This is a genomic window from Xaviernesmea rhizosphaerae, assembly GCF_001938945.1.
Classification (GTDB): Bacteria; Pseudomonadota; Alphaproteobacteria; order Rhizobiales; family Rhizobiaceae; genus Xaviernesmea; species Xaviernesmea rhizosphaerae.
This window is the reverse complement of the sequence record NZ_MKIO01000027.1, coordinates 86,255-102,593: the sequence shown is the minus strand read 5'-3', so window position 1 is coordinate 102,593 and position 16,339 is coordinate 86,255. Positions and strand designations below refer to the sequence as shown.

Here is a 16,339-nt window from a genome sequence, read left to right as displayed (position 1 = left end):
GCTGGAAATTATTGCCTGAGTGATGTGTGTCATACTCGTCAAGAGGCGGTCTCAGGCTTATCCCCTGCGCTGTCAAGGACAGGACATGCACGGTCCCCGCCGGGCAAACGAAAGGACAACAGGTGACGAAAGGCAAGCCATCGATAGACCGAACCGATGTCATGCGTTCGCGCCCGGACGAGACGAAGAGCCTTCTCGACGCCACGCGCAAGCTGGCGGCGCACCTGAGCCAGCGTGCCTTGGAGGAGAATGCCAAGGGCCATGACCTCGTCCAGCGGTTTTACTGGATGGAGGAGATGGTCAACCACATCCCCGACTATCTCTATGCCAAGGACCGTGAGGGCCGCTTTCTGATCGCAAACCGGGTGACGGCGCGCGACAACGGCTTTGAAGATGCCAGCCAGCTGGTCGGCCTGAGCGACCTCGACCTGCATCCGCGCGAGGCGGTCCAGGCGATCATCGACAGCGAGCGCCATGTGATCGAGACCGGCGAGGCCATCCTCGACATGGAGGAGCGCGGCCTGGTGGAGCCGCGGGGCGAGCGCTGGCTGATGACCTCGAAGGTGCCGCTGCGCGACGTCTCAGGCAATATCGTCGGCATCGTCGGCATCTCGCGCGACATTACCGACAAGCGCCGCGCCGACAAGCTGGTGCGCGACCAGAGCCGCCTTCTGGAAATGATCGCCAAGGGCGCCACGCTAACGAGCTTTCTCGATACGCTGCTGCTCACGGCCGAGGATTACGTGCCGGGGATCTACGGCTCGATCCTGCTCCTGAGCGACGATGGCCACAATCTTCTGACCGGCGCCGCCCCGTCGCTGCCCCCGGACTATGTGCAGGCGACCAGCTGCGTTCCCATCGGCCCGAAAATGGGCTCCTGCGGCACGGCGGCCTGGCGCGGCGAGCCTGTCGAGGTGAGCGACATCGCCACCGATCCGCTCTGGGACGATTTTCGCCACCTGGTGCTGCCGCTGGGGCTGCGCGCCTGCTGGTCGACGCCGATCATCAACCATCTGGGGCAGACGCTCGGAACCTTCGCCATCTATTCCAAGACGACCGGCCTGCCGACGACGGAGCTGCGCGAACTCATCAACATGACCGTGCATCTGTGCGGCATCGCCATCGAGCGGCACAGAACGGAACAGCGCATCGCCTATATGGCGCATCACGATGTGCTCACCGGCCTGCCAAACCGGATGATGTTCGACAGCGCGCTCAGCGAAACGCTGCTGCGCGCGCGCATGAACGACGATGTCGTCACGCTCGCCTTTCTCGATCTCGACGAATTCAAGCTGATCAATGACAGTCTCGGCCATCATGTCGGCGACCGGGTGATCGAGGCGGTGGCGCGGCGCATCCGCCGCTGCCTGCGCCAGGGCGACCTCGTGTCGCGCATCGGCGGCGACGAGTTCACCGTCATGCTGCGCAGCGCCGCCGACGAGCCGGCGCAATTGACGCTGCGCCGCACGGAGCTGATCCGCCGTGTCATCGCCCGTCCGCTGACGATCGAAGGCAGCCAGCTGCGCATGTCCTGTTCCATGGGCGTGGCCAGCTTTCCCGAGGGCGGCACCACGGCACGCGAACTGATCGCCAATGCCGACGTGGCCATGTATGCCGCCAAGCGGCGCGGGCGCAACACGCTGGTGCAGTTCCGCCCGTCCATGGCGCTGGAGGCGCAGGCCAAGCTGCGCAATATCGAAGAGCTGCGCCAGGCCATCGCCCAGCAGCAGTTCCAGCTGGAATATCAGCCGCTGATCGAGCTGGAGACCGGCCATATCTTCGGTGTGGAAGCTTTGCTGCGCTGGATGCATCCCTTGCGCGGCCGCATTTCGCCCGCCGATTTCATTCCGCTGGCCGAGGAGACCGGGCTGATCGTGCCGCTGGGCGCCTGGATCCTGCAGACGGCCTGCGCGCAGGCGGCGGCCTGGAGCGCGAAGGGCCTTCCGCCGGTCACCATGGCCGTCAATGTCTCGGCCCGACAGTTTCGCGAGAAGGGGCTGCAGGCCGACGTGGCGGCCGCGCTCGCCTCGAGCGGCCTGCCGGCCGAGCGGCTGGAACTGGAGCTAACCGAAAGCGCGATCATGGAGGATGTCGGCGCGGCGACGGCGACGATGAACGCGCTGCGCGGGCTTGGTGTGCATCTGGCCATCGACGATTTCGGCACGGGCTATTCGAGCCTCAGCGTGCTGAAGACCTTCCCCGTGCGGCGGCTGAAGATCGACCGCTCCTTCGTGCACGACATTCCCGCCGACCAGGACGACATCGCCATCACCGCCGCGATCATCTCGCTCGCGCGCACGCTGCATCTGGAGGTCATCGCCGAAGGGGTAGAGACGCAGGCGCAGTTCATGATGCTCAAGCAGATGGGCTGCATGGCGGCGCAGGGCTTCCTCATCGGCCGCCCCATGGCCGCCGCCGCCATGGCGGAGCGGCTGGCCTGCGACCACGCAAGCCTGACGCAGCGCTGATATGTCAGAAGCGCAGGCAGGCCGGGCTTTGCGGCGTGGCCTTGCTGCGCTATGTCCTTGCGCATCGGGCCGAAACGGGGCAACCGGTTTTCGCTCCGCTGCATGATACGGTTTCCGGCTGATCGCTTCGCGAACCGGAAACAAGAACCATGGAAAATCTCTGGCCGGAAGGCCAGATTTTCGATGGACGGAATATGGTTTCCGGTCTGATCAACCGGAAACCATATGACAGGGCGGCCGGCAGGCCGGACGCCCTGTCCGTCCGACAAGACCGACGACCATGTCCGGCGCCCGCTGCACCGGCCATGATGCATGGCTTCACCGCGTGAGCGAAACCAGGAATCGATGCGCTTGCCCAACACTCTCTCCCGCCGCCAGTTTCTGAGCCTTTCGGGCGTCACCATCGCCTCGGCCGGCCTCGCCTCCTGTGCCACCTCCACGGCCGAGTTCCGCCAGCAGACAACGCCCTATTTCCGGCCTGTGCCGGGACAGGTGACGATCACCTATCAGGAGCCGATGGCCACAGCCTGGCGCGGCGGCCCCGTCGATACCGGCCTGCCGCCGCAATCGGCCTATTATGCCGAGATCTACGGCCCCGTCTTCGATGGCGGCTTCGCGCTTCCGGCCATTCCCTACCAGCAGATCGATCCGCGCTTCTACCGCCAGCAGGTGGCCGATCCCTTCGGCGAGGCCCCGGGTACGATCATCGTCGACACCAAGGACCGCTTCCTCTATCTGGTCCAGCCGGGCGGGCGCGCTATGCGCTACGGCGTCGGCATCGGCCGCGAAGGCTTTGCCTGGTCGGGCCGCGGCGTGATCCAGTGGAAGCAGAAATGGCCGCGTTGGCGCCCGCCGAACGAGATGGTGGCCCGCCAGCCGCATCTGGCCGAATATTCCATCGCCAATGGCGGCATGGCCCCCGGCCTCAACAATCCGCTCGGCGCGCGCGCCATGTATATCTTCAAGAACGGCCAGGACACGCTCTACCGCCTGCACGGCTCCCCGGAATGGAAGTCGATCGGCCGGGCCGTTTCCTCCGGCTGCGTTCGCCTGATGAACCAGGACGTGATCGACCTCTATGATCGCGTGCGCGTGAAGTCGCCGATCCTGGTGGTCTGAGCGAACTCATCGCCCTGCACATTGCCTATCGGATTGACGACACGACGGGTCTCCCGTTGTGTCGTCCGCCCCATGAGGCTTGTGACATTCCCTCCCGGGCCGCCGGCAAGGCCCCGGATGCAGAGGCGATGGACGCGGGGGCGACGCATCCTTTCCCGATTTGCTTAAGGCCCCGCCGAACAAGCCAGCGCGCCAACCCCTCGCAACCGCCCCGATCCTGCCTTGTTTCAGCCGCCTTTGGCGCGGCCGGACCCTGCCGAAACCGGCAGAACCTGTCGCTTTGCGGTCAAGGGTACCGGAAAAAATCCCGGAAACGCAGCCCTTTGCGCGAAGGGCACTTGAACTTCATGATGAATCAATAAATTAAGGCAACCGCTCAAAATATTTGCAGCCGATGCCAAAAATTTGCATCTTTCCTACACAATCGAAGCGTAGACCCCGGCGCGGCAAGAGATTTCTTCCTTTGCCCGTTGCCGCCGCTCGCAAGAACGCGGCCCGCCGGGCAAAAACGCCATGCTGGACTCTATCATGACCCTGATGATGACGATGCGCGACGAGGCAGGTGCCGGCGCGAGCGCGAACGGTTTGCCGAACCTCCTGATCGGCGCCGATTTCCCCACCAAGCCACGCGCGGGCGAGCGGCTTTCCGGCCTGTTCGAGCGGCTGGCCGAGCAGCATGGCGCGACCACCGCCGTGATCGGCCCGGACCGGTCCTGGACCTATGCCGAGATGGACGCGCAGGCCAACCGCTTCGCCCGCCTGCTGGTGGCGCGCGGCGTGCGCCCCGGCCATCGCGTGGCCCTGCTGCTCGGGCGCTCGGCCGAGACCTATATCGCCATTCTCGGCGTGATGAAGGCCGGCGCGGCCTTCGTGCCGCTGGCGCCGGCCTTCCCTCCGGAGCGCATGGCGCTGATCGTCGAGGATGCGGGGGTCAGCACCGTCGTCACCATCGCCGATTATGCCGGGCGCGCCGCCGAGCTGTCCGTGCCGCATCTGGTGATCGACGCCAATGGCCCGGAGCTTGCCGCCGAAAGCGACCGGCCGCTCGACCTCGCCACCATCGGCGACGATCTCTGCTATATTCTCTACACCTCGGGAACCACCGGCCGGCCGAAGGGCGTGGCCGTGCGCCATGAGAGCATCTGCAATTTCGTGCGCGTGGCCGCCGCCTCCTATGGCTACCGCCCGGGAGACCGCGTCTATCAGGGCATGACGATCGCCTTCGACTTCTCCAGCGAAGAGATCTGGGTGCCCTTCGCCGCCGGCGCCACTGTGGTGCCGGCATCGGGCCCGATGACGCTGGTCGGCGAGGAGCTGAGCGACTTCCTGCGCGCCCATGCCATTACCTGCATGGCCTGCTCGCCGACGCTGCTCTCCTCCATCGAAAGCGACGTCCCGAGCCTGCGCACCATCCTGGTCGGCGGCGAGGCCTGCCCGCAGAGCCTGGTGGCGCGCTGGGCGGCCCCTGGCCGGCAGATCCTCAACACCTATGGCCCGACCGAGGCGACCGTCACCGCCACGATGACGGAGCTCGCGCCCGAGCGCCCGGTGACCATCGGCCGCCCCCTGCCCACCTATTCCATCGTGCTGCTCGACCCGGCTGCGCCGAAGCTGGTGGAAGCAGGCGAATTCGGCGAGATCGGCATTGCCGGCATCGGCCTGGCGGTCGGCTATCTCAACCGCGCGGACCTGACGGCCGAGAAGTTCATCGAGGACTTCATCGGCCTGCCGAACAATCCCTCAAAGCGGATCTACCGCACCGGCGACCTCGGCCGCATCAACGAGGCGGGCGAGATCGAATATCACGGCCGCACCGACATGCAGGTCAAGATCCGCGGCTATCGCATCGAGCTGGGCGAGATCGAGGCGGCGCTGCTGGATCAGCCGGGCATTGCCCAGGCCGCCGTCACCACCTGGGAGATCGAGCCCGGCCGCGTCGAGCTGGTCGGCTATTACGCGCTGAAATCCGGCTGCCAGCCGGTGGCCCGCGCGACCCTTGCCCAGGAGCTGCGCCGCCGCCTGCCGGATTATATGGTGCCGGCCTTCCTGGAAGAGCTGCCGGCTTTGCCGATGACGGTCTCCGACAAGATCGACCTGCGCAAGCTGCCCAAGCCCTCCAGCCTGCGCATCGAGACCGTGCGCCGCGAGATCCTGCCCTCCACCGATGACGAGCGCTTCATGGCTGAGGTGCTGGCCGAGGTGCTGAAGATGGAGGCGATCTATGCGGAGGACCATTTCTTCGACGATCTCGGCGCCAATTCGCTGCTGATGGCGCGCTTCTGCGCAAGGCTGCGCACCCGCAAGGGCTGGGCGACCACCTCGATGCGCGACATCTACATGCATCCGACCATCGCAGCGCTGGCGCGCCATCTGCGCGGGCCGGAAGAGGCGGTGGAAGCGGTGGCGGAGCCGGTGCTGACCCATCGCGCCTCGAACTTCGCCTATTGGGCCTGCGGCGCGGGCCAGCTCGCCTTTTACGGGGTCTACAGCTATCTGGCGCTGTGGTTCCTCAATACGGGGCTGAACTGGGTCTATGAAGCGCTTGACGAGCCGCTGAACCTCTATCTGCGCTGCGCCGGCCTGTCGGCTGCCGCCTTCTTCGGCCTGTCGGGCTTCTCGGTGGCGATGAAATGGCTGCTGATCGGCCGCTGGAAGCCGGAAAGCATCCCGATCTGGAGCCTGGGCTATTACCGCTTCTGGGTGGTGAAGACGCTGATCCGCGCCGCACCCGTTGTGCTGTTCCGCGGCAGCCCGCTCTATACGCTCTATCTGCGCCTGCTCGGCGCCAAGCTCGGCCGGGACGCGGTGATCGAATGCCGCGCGGTGCCTGTCTGCACCGACATGATCACCATCGGCGACCACACGATCCTGCGCAAGGAATCGCTGATTCTCGGCTATCACGCCCGCGCCGGCATGATCCATATCGGCCCGATCACGATCGGCCGCGATGCCTTTGTCGGCGTCGGCAGCGTGATCGACATCGACACGGAAATGGGCGACCGCGCCCAGCTCGGCCATGCCTCCTCGCTGCAGCGCGGCCAGAGCATTCCGGCGGATGCGCACTGGCATGGCTCGCCAGCCGTGCCGACCACGGCCGATTACTGCGCGCTGCCGCAGATGACGCTGTCGAAGACCCGCCATGTGATCTACGAGGCGATCCAGCTCTTCACGCTCTTTGCTGTGGTCACCCCGCTGCCCCTGCTCTTCCACAGCTTCTGGGAAAATGTCAGCGACAATTACGACGAGACCATCGGCATCGTCGCCATCGGCACCACGGTCACGCTCTTCGCCGTGATCGTGCTCGGCCTTTTCGCCGCGCTCGGCCTGCCGCGCCTGTTCCGCATCCTCTTGAAGCCAGGCGAGACGCACCGGCTCTATGGCCTGCATTTCTGGCTGCAGTCCGTCATCGAGGTCTGCACCAATTTCCGCTTCCTCAACGTGCTGTTCGGAGACAGCTCGGCCATCGTCCACTATATCCGCGCGCTCGGCTGGAACCTCAACACCGTGGTCCAGACCGGCTCGAACTTCGGCAGCAACCAGCAGCAGGACCATCCGCTGATGTGCGAGATCGGCTCGGGCACCATGGTCTCGGACGGTCTCTACATGATCAACATGCAGAAATCGGCCTCGGCCTTCCGACTGGAGCACACCAAGGTCGGTGAGCGCAATTATTTCGGCAACAACATCTTCTTCCCGCCGGGCGGCCGCACGGGCGAGAACGTCCTGCTCGGCACCAAGGTCATGGTGCCGGTGGACGGGCCGCTGCGCGAGAATGTCGGCCTGCTCGGCTCGCCGCCCTTCGAGATCCCGCGCATGGTCAAGCGCGACAAGGATCTGATCCAGGGCGTCAGCGACGAAGAACGCCGCGCCCGCCTGCCGCACAAGAACCGGCACAATTTCGTGACCATGAGCCTCTATCTGGTCGTGCAATGGGTGGCGCTGTTCGTCACGCTCGCCATTCTTGACCGGGCGCTGAACTACTACACCGAATGGGGCGCGACCGCGCTGTTCGGCGAGGTGGTGCTGACGGCCACGCTCACCATCCTGTTCTACATCATCGTGGAGCGGGCAAGCCTCGGCTTCCGCCGGTTGAAGCCGCGCACCACGACGATCTACGACCGCGACTTCTGGCAGCATGAACGCCACTGGAAGCTCGCCGACTCGCCGATCGTCCAGCTCTTCGCCGGCACGCCGTTCCGGCCGATGATCCTGCGCGCACTCGGCGTCAAGGTCGGCCGCCGCGTCTTCGACAATGGCGCCAACCTGACGGAACGCTCGCTGGTGGAGATCGGCGATGACGCCACGCTTAACGAAGGCTGCGTCATCCAGGCCCATTCGCTGGAGGAAGGCGCTTTCAAGTCGGATTACATCCGCATCGGCAATGGCTGCACGCTGAGCCCTTCCGCCTTCGTCCATTATGGCGTGGTGATGGGCGATGGTTCGGTGGCCGACACCGACAGCTTCGTGATGAAGGGCGAGATGCTGGAAGAGAACACGGTCTGGCGCGGCAATCCGGCGAAGCTGCACCGCTTCGTCGCCCCTGTCGAAGCCTGATCGCGAGCGACGTCATGGCCGGAGACAGGTCATGATCGAGGAGCAGGAGGCCGCGCTTGCCGCGGCCTTTCGCATGACGATCGACGGTCTTGGCCCCTGGTGGGGCCAGCCGATTGCCCTGCCCGGCCTGCGGCTCGGCTGCCGGGCGATCCGCCCCGGCGACGAGGCGCATCTTCTGCCCGGCGAGCGGGAGCGCGCCGGCGCCGCCCCTTCCACGCCCGGTTCGCCCGCCGAACCGCTGCCCGCAGCCGCCCCGCTTTCACCCCATCGCCGCGCGGCACTTCGGGCCAGCGGTGCCGCCCGCAGGCTGGCGCGCGAGATGATGGTGGCGTCAGGCCATCCGGCCGCGCCGATCCCGCGCGCCGCCTCCGGCGCTCCGCTCTTTCCCTCGGGCCTGATCGGCTCGCTTGCCCATGACGAAGAGATGGCCGTGGCGGCGCTGGCGCCGGCGGGCCCCGGCCTGTCGCTCGGCATCGATGTGGAACCCTTCGCGCCGCTGACGAACGAGATCGCCGCGCTGGTGCGCCAGCCGGGCGACATCATGCCCCGCGAGCTGGATCCGGCCCATGCCGCCCGCCTGCTCTTCAGCGCCAAGGAAGCCATCTACAAGGCGAGCTTTCCCCTGACAGGAGAGGTGCTGGGCTATGAGCACATTGCCTGCGATCTCACGCAGGGCACCGCGCTGATCGCCAGCGGGCAAAGGCTGCGCCTCGCCTTCCGCCTGTCGCCGCGCATCGTCGTTCTGGCGGTGGCGGGGATGGCGGAGGGGCCGGCGGCGAGAGGCTGGCGGCGGATCTTCCAGCGGGGCGGCTGATCCGGAAGCATCGGACCGCGCGGGATGATCCGTCCGGCGCGCCACAGGGCATGAAGGCCGCCAGCGGGAGATGAAGGCGAAACCCCATAGGCAGTCGCGCGGCAGCGGCCACATCGCGCTGGAAATTTTCGCCGGCATCGGGGAGACTGTGCGCGAGGCGGCAGAAGCAAAGGCCGCGCGCAAATCTTGATGGTGATGCCATGCCCTTGGAAACCCTGCTGCTCTTCGTTCCCGCCTGTTTCGCGCTCAACATGGCCTTCGGCCCGAACAACCTGCTGTCGATCACGCTGGGCGCGCGCCATGGCCTTCGCACGCCGCTGCTGGCGGCCACGGGCCGGCTTGTGGCCTTTACCCTGATGATCGCGATTGCCGCGCTGGGCATGGGTGCGGTGCTGACGGCCTCCGAACTCGCCTTCACGGTCGTGAAGATCGCCGGCGCGGCCTATCTCGTCTGGCTTGGCATCAAGATTCTCCGCGCGCCCGCCACTGTGGCGGTGGACCAGCCAGAGCCGGCCGGCCGAGGTCTGGCGAGCTTCATGCGGCAGGAATTCCTTGTCGCCATCGGCAATCCCAAGGCCATCCTGATCTTTACCGCCTTCTTTCCGCAGTTCGTCGTTGCCGGGCATTACTGGAGCAGCTTCGCCCTTCTGGGCGCGATTTTCCTTGCGCTGGAACTGGTCGCCATCGCGCTTTATGCCTATGCCGGCACAAGGCTTTCGGGCGTCATGCGCCATGCGCGCGGGTTGCGCTGGATCAACCGCATCAGCGGCGCCACGATGATCGCCTTCGGCGGGCTGCTGATGGCAGCACGCCGCCCCGCCATGTAATACCAAGGCTCGCTGATAGGAACCCATAGGACCGTCTTCCCATCGTTTCCGGCTAGGAGAGGTCCGAAGAGCGATGCCATCGCATCGGTCGAGGGCGTCGACACCGCCGGAAGCGTCGGGAAGACGGCCGGAGGTGTCACAGGCTTGACCGCTGGCGTTGTTGCGTCGCTTGGACGATGCGGCAGCATCGCCCTGCGCACCGCGCCGAGCCAGCGATCAAGCCTGTGCCATCCTATGGGTTCCTATCAGCGAGCCTTGGTATAGGATCGACAGAGCGCCTCGGCATCCGCCGCACTCGCATCAGCCGGGAAGCGCAGGGCGACCATGGCGAGCGTATCTCTGCCGCCCGCGGAGAGGCGCCGGTCCTCAAGGACCGGGCCCGAACCGGGCTGGCGAGGGTCTTGCGCCCCTCTCACCAGCCGTAGCTGAAGGTCGCGCCGCTGTTATTGTCGCCGGTCTGCACGATCGCGTCGTCATTGTTGCGGCCATATTGGAAGAGACCATAGGCATTGTCGTTGCCGGTCTGGCGCAGCGTGCCCCTGTTGCCGTTGCCATGCTGGCGGATGACGCCGAGATTGCCGCGCCCGTCCTGGGCAAGCCCCGCCGCATTGCGACTGCCCGACTGCCTGATCTCGCCATTCTTGATGCCGCGAAACAGCGAATAGACCCGCAGCCCGGTGGAAAACAGCTCGGCATCGCGTGCATTGGCGGGTGCGACATTGAACGAGACCTGGCCACCGGCCAGAGCCGGAACGGGCATGGCCATCGTCGCGGCGAGAAGGGCACCAGTGGCGAAGGTGAGCAAAGCGCGGGTCATGGTCGATCTCCAGAAAGGCCGTCTTCGGCGATGATCCAATCTCGCATTGCCAGGCTGAACACGGGAGGAATGCGCCATTCACCCGGCGTTCAGCCCTCCTGCCATGGCCCGGGACAGCGCGCCGACCATCCTCATCGGTCCGGGGCGCCGAAACGGCAAAGGGCGCCGGAATGCGGCGCCCTTGACGGATCGAGTGGGGCTGTGATGCCATGAAGGCCCGGCGGAGCAATCAGATGCTGCCGACCTGCTTGGCGCAGGTGACCGTCTTCGCGCCGATGCGGACATCGAGCGTGGCCTTGTAGCGCGCGCCGCCGGAGCCAAGCGAGACCGAGCCGAGCGTGGCGGTCTCGCCCGCCCGCGCATCGAACTGCCCGCCCTGGTTTATGGTGGAGCTGCCACCGCCGCCGCTCTTTTCGACGCGGAACGAATAGCTGCCGGAAAGCGCGCTGTCGGCATGGACCAGCGCATCGAGCTTGACCAGGCCGTCGTCGGACGTGGCGTCGATCTCGCAGAGCTGCGCGGGCGACAGCGACTTGGCGGTCGTCGGTGTGGCGGTCGTCATGGTGGCGACCGCGCCCAGGGGAATGAGGACCAGGGCGCAGGCCGCCGTCAGGCACTTGGCTGTGGTGAAATTCGGCATGGTGTCTTCCCCTTTCGCGCATCGGACCGAAAGCGCAAACCGTCTTTCGGACGATCAGATGCAAACAAACTCAGATCCAAACGAACACAGATCCAAACAGTCGCGGGGAGCATCGGACCGCGCCCGACGCTCTCGCGCGGACTTGCCGTTACGGGCAGGCCTGGACGAAGGCGGCGACATTGTCATTTCCGCCCTGGGTAACATTGGCGGCGCAGCCATGGCCGACCTGCACGCCGGCGGCGATGTTGCCGTTGCCGTCCTGGGTCAGAATGGTCGTGTGGTTGGAGCCGAACTGGCCGATGCCGGCGGTGTTGCGGTTGCCGCGCTGATAGGTCACGCCGTAATTGTTGTAGCCTTCCTGGCCGACGGCCGAGAGATTGCGACGGCCGTGCTGGCGGCTGCTCAGCCGGTTGTAATCGCCGTTCTGATAGGTGCGGATCCGGTTGGAATAGCCCTCCTGCGCCCCGCCGGCGGAGTTCCTCCAGCCATATTGTTCGATGCTGACATCGTTTGCCATGGCAGGGACGGCGGCGCTCAGGCCGACCAGCGCGACGAGTGCGGTTGCAACGAAAGAGGTGCGGAACATGGGTCTTATCTCCTGGGGCGGATGACACCGCCGTTGAACATCCTCCTTTTACGAGATCGCTTTCGAACGGGAGCTGAAGGGACCATTCAGCCGCGGTTCATGGGGCCCGCCATCCAGCGCGCACGGGCCACGAAAAAGGCTGCGGCTTCGCGCGGGAGCCGCAGCCTCGTCACCAGATTGGGAAGGCAAGGATGTTCAGCCGGGCAAGGCCCATGTGGTCAGAGCGCCGCCATGCGGTTTCCGGCCTGGTCGAAAAGATGCAGGCGTTCTCTCGGCAGGCCGATGCGCAGCCGCGCGCCCGAGCGGATCAGCGCGCGGTCGGTGGAGAACAGCTTGAAGGGTTCGCCATGCACGAGGAGATGCAGGATCACGCCGAGGCCCGTGGGCTCGACCAGTTCCACCGCCGCCTCGATCTCGCCCTGCTGCGCGTCCACCGTCACATGTTCCGGGCGGATGCCGAGCGTGACCTTTTCGCCATCGGCGGCGGGAATGCGCAGGGGCAGCGGCAGGCGGAAGCCTTTGGGCAGAACCACCGCGCTGGTGTCGGCGCCCTGCTCGCAGCGCCCTTCGAGAAAATTCATGCCCGGCGAGCCGATGAAGCCGGCGACGAAGAGATTGGCCGGGCGGTCATAGAGGTCGAGCGGCGCGCCGATCTGCTGCACCGCGCCGGCATTCATCGCCACGATCCGCGAGGCGAGCGTCATGGCTTCGATCTGGTCATGCGTGACATAGACCGAGGTGGCGCCCAGTTCGCCATGCATGCGCTTGATCTCGGCGCGCATCTGCTCGCGCAGCCGGGCATCGAGGTTGGACAGCGGCTCGTCGAACAGGAAGGCCTTGGGCTTGCGCACGATGGCGCGGCCCATGGCCACGCGCTGGCGCTGCCCGCCGGACAGCGCCTTCGGCCGGCGTTCGAGATAGGGATCGAGGCCGAGTTTGGCGGAGGCCGCGCTGACCGCCTGGGCGATGATCTCCTTCGACCGGCGGCGCAGGCGCAGGCTGTAGCTCATATTGTCGGCCACCGACATATGCGGATAGAGCGCATAGGACTGGAACACCATGGCGATGTCGCGGTCCTTCGGGCGGCGTTCGTTCACCCGCTCCCCGTCGATCGTCAGCGTGCCGGTGGTGATCTCCTCCAGCCCGGCAATCATGCGCAGAAGCGTCGACTTTCCGCAGCCGGAAGGGCCCACGAGCACGATGAACTCGCCGTCCTCGATCGCGAGATCGACCTCGTTGAGGACGGAGACGGTGCCGAAGGATTTGCCGACGCGGCTGAGCGCGATGGATGCCATGGGATTACCCTTTCACCGCGCCGGCCGTCAGGCCCTGCACGAGATAGCGTTGAATGAGCAGGAAGAACAGGCAGGCCGGTATGAGCGCCATCACGCCGGCCGCCATCATCTGCCCGAAATCGACCGAGAATTTCGACACGAAGGTCAGCAGGCCCACCGGGAAGGTGGCGCTCGCATTGCCCGAGATCAGCATCAGCGCGAAGAGCAGCTCGCTCCAGGCGGCGGTGAAGACGAAGCCAAGCGTGGCGGCGATGCCCGGCAGCGTCAGCGGCAGGATGATCTGGCGGAAGGCGACGAAGCGGCTTGCCCCGTCGATCATCGCCGCCTCCTCCAGATCCTTCGGGATGCCGTCGAAGAAGGACTGCATCAGGAAGGTCGCGAAGGGCACGTTGAAAGCGGTATAGACGATGACGAGCCCGGTCAGGCTGTTGGTGAGCCCGAGCGGCGAGAGCATCTTGAAGATCGGCGCGACCAGCATGACCAGCGGGAACATCTGGGTGATCAGCATCAGTGCCACCAGGGCATATTTGCCCCGGAAGCGGAAGCGCGACAGCGCATAGCCTGCGAGCGAGGAGAGCGCGGTGACGGCGACCGAGGTGGAGCCGGCGACGATCAGGCTGTTCTTGAAGAAGGTCGGGAAGGCGCTGTTCTCAAGGACGAAGCGGTAGTGATCCAGCGTCGCATGCGACGGCCACAGGCGCACGCCCTCGCTATAGAGCAGGTCGTTCGGCGTCACCGAGACCTTCAAAAGCCAGAACAGCGGAAACAGCGCGAAGACGATATAGGCGAGGATCGCCAGCCGGTGCGCGATGGTGAGGAGCAGTCTGCCGGTCACGGGGCTCAATCCTTCTCGATCAGGCGCTGGCGGATGATGACGATCACCATCGAATAGGCGAGCAGCAGGACGAGCAGCACCAGCGCGATGGCCGAGGCATAGCCGAAATCCAGCCGCCGGAAGGCCTGGGTGAAGATATAGCTCGCCACGATCTGGGTACGGTCAGCCGGGCCGCCATTGGTCATGACGATGATGAGATCGGCGAAATTGGCGATCCACACGGTTCTGAGCAGGATGGTGATGGCAATCGTCGGCGCCAGGAAGGGCAGCGTGATGGAGACGAAGCGCTGCAGCGGCCCCGCGCCGTCGATCTCGGCCGCTTCGTAGAGATCGCGCGGAATGGCCTGGAGCGCCGCCAGCAGGGTGATGGCGAAGAAGGGAATGCCCCACCAGACATTGGCGATGATCGGGCCCCACATGGCCAGATGCGGATCGGCCAGAATATTGTCGGGGGCGGAGAGGATGCCGAGCGCCGCCATCCAGTGCGGCAACGGGCCGATTACCGGATTGAAGAGCCAGGCCCAGTTGAGACCGGCCAGAAAGGTCGGCACGGCCCAGGGCAGGAAGACCAGCGCCTGGGCAATGCCGCGCCCGGCGAAAGGCTTGTCGAGCAGCAAGGCGAGGATGAGGCCGAAGAGGAATTGCAGGAAGACGGAGGCCCCCGTCCACCACAGCGTGTTGCGCAGCGCGCGATAGAAGGCCTGGTCCTGCGAGAGCGCCTGCAGGTGCTTCAGGCCGACGAAGCCGCCGGAGAAGGGATTGAGCAGCTGGATGTCGCGAAAGGCATAGGACAGGCCTAGGATGAGCGGCACCAGCATGACGGCGAGGATCAGGACGAGCACCGGCGCGCTGTAGAACCAGGGCTCGGCCGCATCGACGAAGCGGCGCAGCGCGGATTTGCCCGTGCGCGGGGATTGCACGGTCGGTGGATGGGACATGGAAGGCTCCTCGCGGGACGGTGACAGGCAGGGCCTCTGGATGCCGACCCCCGGCGCTTCGCCGCGCCGGGAGACGCCGCGGCCCGAAGGCGGCGGCGCAGACGGTGAGGCGCCCGGAGCGGCCATCGCTCCGGGCACGAGGGTCAGGCAATGCTTACTTGGAGGCCAGGAACTTCTGCTGGGCCTTCGTCATGTACTCGGCCCATTGCTTGGCCAGCTCCTCGGGCGTGATGTCGCCGAGCAGCGCTTCCTGCGAGGTCTTGATGACGAGCGAGTCCTTGAAGAAGGCGAATTCTTCCAGATAGGTCGGCATCTTGGTCGGCACGGCGTTCTTGTCGGCCAGCTCGTCGAACCAGCCCTTGAACTGCGGGCTGGCATAGAAGGGGTCCTTCTCGGCCGAGAGGTGCACCGGCAGCGCGCCGGTCTTCTTGTTCCACTCGATATTGCCTTCCGGCCCTTCCAGCGTCTCGATCAGCTTCCAGGAGAGATCCTTGTTGGCCGACGACGCCATCATCGACCAGCCGGCAAAACCAATGGTCGGGAAGGTCTTGCCGTCAGGGCCCTTCGGCATGGTCATGACGCCGAAATCCTCGGCCTTCATGCGCTGGGCAATGGCGATGAGCGCGTCCGGATCCTGATCGAGGAAGGCGCAGGTGCCGGAATAGAAGCCCGCGACGATCTCGTTGAAGCCCCAGTTGACGCTGTCCTTCGGGGCATAGCCGTTCTTGTAGAGATCGACGAGCCAGGTCAGGCCCTTGGTCCAGCCGGGGCTGTCGAAGGTCGACTTGCCGTCTTCGGTGAAGAAGGCGTTGGAGCCGGCCATGGAGGCGCCGAACATCACCCAGCCGTTCAGGCCCCCCGGGCCGCCGCGCAGGCAGTAGCCATATTTGCCCGGCAGGGCCGAGACTTTCTTGGAAGCTTCGGCAAAGGTGTCGAGCGTCCTCGGCGGCTCGGTCACGCCGGCCTGGGCGAGCAGCTTCTTGTTGTAGAACATGGCGCGCAGATAGAAGCCATAGGGCAGCATATAGGCCGTATTCTTGACGTCGCGGCCGAGCTCCAGCGCGCGCGGCGTCAGGCCGGCGGTATATTGCCACTTGGCGAGATAGGGCTCCAGGCTCTCCAGCATGCCGTTATTGGCATAGAGCGACAGCCAGGTGTCGGGCATCTCCATCACGTCCGGCACGTCGCCCGCCGAGACCATGGTCGCGAACTTCTGGAAGGCCTCGTTCCACGGCAGCGAGATGATCTCGACCTTGGTGCCCGGATTGGCCGCCTCGAACTTGGCAGTCAGGCTCTTCAGCGTTTCCGTACGCTCGGGGCTGGTGATGACTTCCACCAGTTTGAGCGTGGTATCGGCCAGTGCCGTCCCGGCCATCAGGGCGGTGAAGACGGCGGCGGCGATCAGTTTCTTCATTGTGCTGCTCCCGGTTTTTTTATGATGATGTC

At 65.6% G+C, this 16,339-nt stretch carries 12 protein-coding genes; 5 read left to right on the top strand and 7 right to left on the bottom strand.

Going from position 1 to position 16,339, the window contains the following annotated elements:
• Positions 1–161 precede the first annotated feature (161 nt).
• The 5 genes from BJF92_RS10105 (at position 162) to BJF92_RS10085 (ending at position 9,782) form a co-directional block, all read left to right on the top strand.
• Complete coding sequence (locus BJF92_RS10105; RefSeq protein WP_075634632.1) at positions 162–2,468, top strand: sensor domain-containing protein; 2,307 nt, start codon at positions 162–164, stop codon at positions 2,466–2,468.
• Between the two features lie 345 nt (positions 2,469–2,813).
• Positions 2,814–3,587 carry a L,D-transpeptidase family protein gene (locus BJF92_RS10100; RefSeq protein ID WP_075634631.1) on the top strand — a complete coding sequence of 258 codons (774 nt, stop codon included), beginning with the start codon at positions 2,814–2,816 and terminating at the stop codon, positions 3,585–3,587.
• Between the two features lie 537 nt (positions 3,588–4,124).
• On the top strand, positions 4,125–8,141 hold the full coding sequence (locus tag BJF92_RS10095) for a Pls/PosA family non-ribosomal peptide synthetase (protein ID WP_245294721.1): 4,017 nt from the start codon (positions 4,125–4,127) through the stop codon (positions 8,139–8,141).
• A 31-nt stretch (positions 8,142–8,172) separates the two neighbouring features.
• Positions 8,173–8,955, top strand: a complete 783-nt coding sequence (locus tag BJF92_RS10090; RefSeq protein ID WP_075634630.1) for a 4'-phosphopantetheinyl transferase family protein — start codon at positions 8,173–8,175, stop codon at positions 8,953–8,955.
• A 200-nt stretch (positions 8,956–9,155) separates the two neighbouring features.
• Positions 9,156–9,782, top strand: a complete 627-nt coding sequence (locus BJF92_RS10085; protein ID WP_075634629.1) for a LysE family translocator — start codon at positions 9,156–9,158, stop codon at positions 9,780–9,782.
• A gap of 412 nt (positions 9,783–10,194) precedes the next feature.
• On the opposite strand, the gene BJF92_RS10080 is transcribed toward BJF92_RS10085, so the two are convergent.
• The 7 genes from BJF92_RS10080 to BJF92_RS10050 form a co-directional block, all read right to left on the bottom strand.
• A complete protein-coding gene (locus tag BJF92_RS10080; protein ID WP_075634628.1) occupies positions 10,195–10,599 on the bottom strand; it encodes a curlin in 405 nt (134 codons plus the stop codon).
• A 229-nt stretch (positions 10,600–10,828) separates the two neighbouring features.
• Positions 10,829–11,239, bottom strand: a complete 411-nt coding sequence (csgH, locus tag BJF92_RS10075) for a curli-like amyloid fiber formation chaperone CsgH (RefSeq protein ID WP_075634627.1) — start codon at positions 11,237–11,239, stop codon at positions 10,829–10,831.
• A 148-nt stretch (positions 11,240–11,387) separates the two neighbouring features.
• Positions 11,388–11,825 carry a curlin gene (locus BJF92_RS10070; RefSeq protein WP_075634626.1) on the bottom strand — a complete coding sequence of 146 codons (438 nt, stop codon included), beginning with the start codon at positions 11,823–11,825 and terminating at the stop codon, positions 11,388–11,390.
• Positions 11,826–12,043: 218 nt separating this feature from the next.
• The gene (locus tag BJF92_RS10065; protein ID WP_075634625.1) at positions 12,044–13,120 is read right to left on the bottom strand and encodes an ABC transporter ATP-binding protein; all 1,077 of its coding nucleotides are present in this window, start codon (positions 13,118–13,120) and stop codon (positions 12,044–12,046) included.
• Positions 13,121–13,124: 4 nt separating this feature from the next.
• On the bottom strand, positions 13,125–13,955 hold the full coding sequence (locus BJF92_RS10060; protein ID WP_075634624.1) for a carbohydrate ABC transporter permease: 831 nt from the start codon (positions 13,953–13,955) through the stop codon (positions 13,125–13,127).
• Positions 13,956–13,960: 5 nt separating this feature from the next.
• Positions 13,961–14,893, bottom strand: a complete 933-nt coding sequence (locus tag BJF92_RS10055; RefSeq protein ID WP_075634623.1) for a carbohydrate ABC transporter permease — start codon at positions 14,891–14,893, stop codon at positions 13,961–13,963.
• A gap of 154 nt (positions 14,894–15,047) precedes the next feature.
• The gene (locus BJF92_RS10050) at positions 15,048–16,307 is read right to left on the bottom strand and encodes an ABC transporter substrate-binding protein (protein WP_075634622.1); all 1,260 of its coding nucleotides are present in this window, start codon (positions 16,305–16,307) and stop codon (positions 15,048–15,050) included.
• Between the last annotated feature and the right edge of the window lie 32 nt (positions 16,308–16,339).

Coding starts and splice junctions, on each gene's coding strand:
- BJF92_RS10080 (WP_075634628.1), bottom strand. CDS start 10,599: ATGACCCGCGCTTTGCTCACCTTCGCCACTGGTGCCCTTCTCGCCGCG.
- BJF92_RS10095 (WP_245294721.1), top strand. CDS start 4,125: ATGATGACGATGCGCGACGAGGCAGGTGCCGGCGCGAGCGCGAACGGT.
- BJF92_RS10055 (WP_075634623.1), bottom strand. CDS start 14,893: ATGTCCCATCCACCGACCGTGCAATCCCCGCGCACGGGCAAATCCGCG.
- BJF92_RS10100 (WP_075634631.1), top strand. CDS start 2,814: ATGCGCTTGCCCAACACTCTCTCCCGCCGCCAGTTTCTGAGCCTTTCG.
- BJF92_RS10090 (WP_075634630.1), top strand. CDS start 8,173: ATGATCGAGGAGCAGGAGGCCGCGCTTGCCGCGGCCTTTCGCATGACG.
- BJF92_RS10065 (WP_075634625.1), bottom strand. CDS start 13,120: ATGGCATCCATCGCGCTCAGCCGCGTCGGCAAATCCTTCGGCACCGTC.
- BJF92_RS10105 (WP_075634632.1), top strand. CDS start 162: ATGCGTTCGCGCCCGGACGAGACGAAGAGCCTTCTCGACGCCACGCGC.
- csgH (WP_075634627.1), bottom strand. CDS start 11,239: ATGCCGAATTTCACCACAGCCAAGTGCCTGACGGCGGCCTGCGCCCTG.
- BJF92_RS10050 (WP_075634622.1), bottom strand. CDS start 16,307: ATGAAGAAACTGATCGCCGCCGCCGTCTTCACCGCCCTGATGGCCGGG.
- BJF92_RS10070 (WP_075634626.1), bottom strand. CDS start 11,825: ATGTTCCGCACCTCTTTCGTTGCAACCGCACTCGTCGCGCTGGTCGGC.
- BJF92_RS10085 (WP_075634629.1), top strand. CDS start 9,156: ATGCCCTTGGAAACCCTGCTGCTCTTCGTTCCCGCCTGTTTCGCGCTC.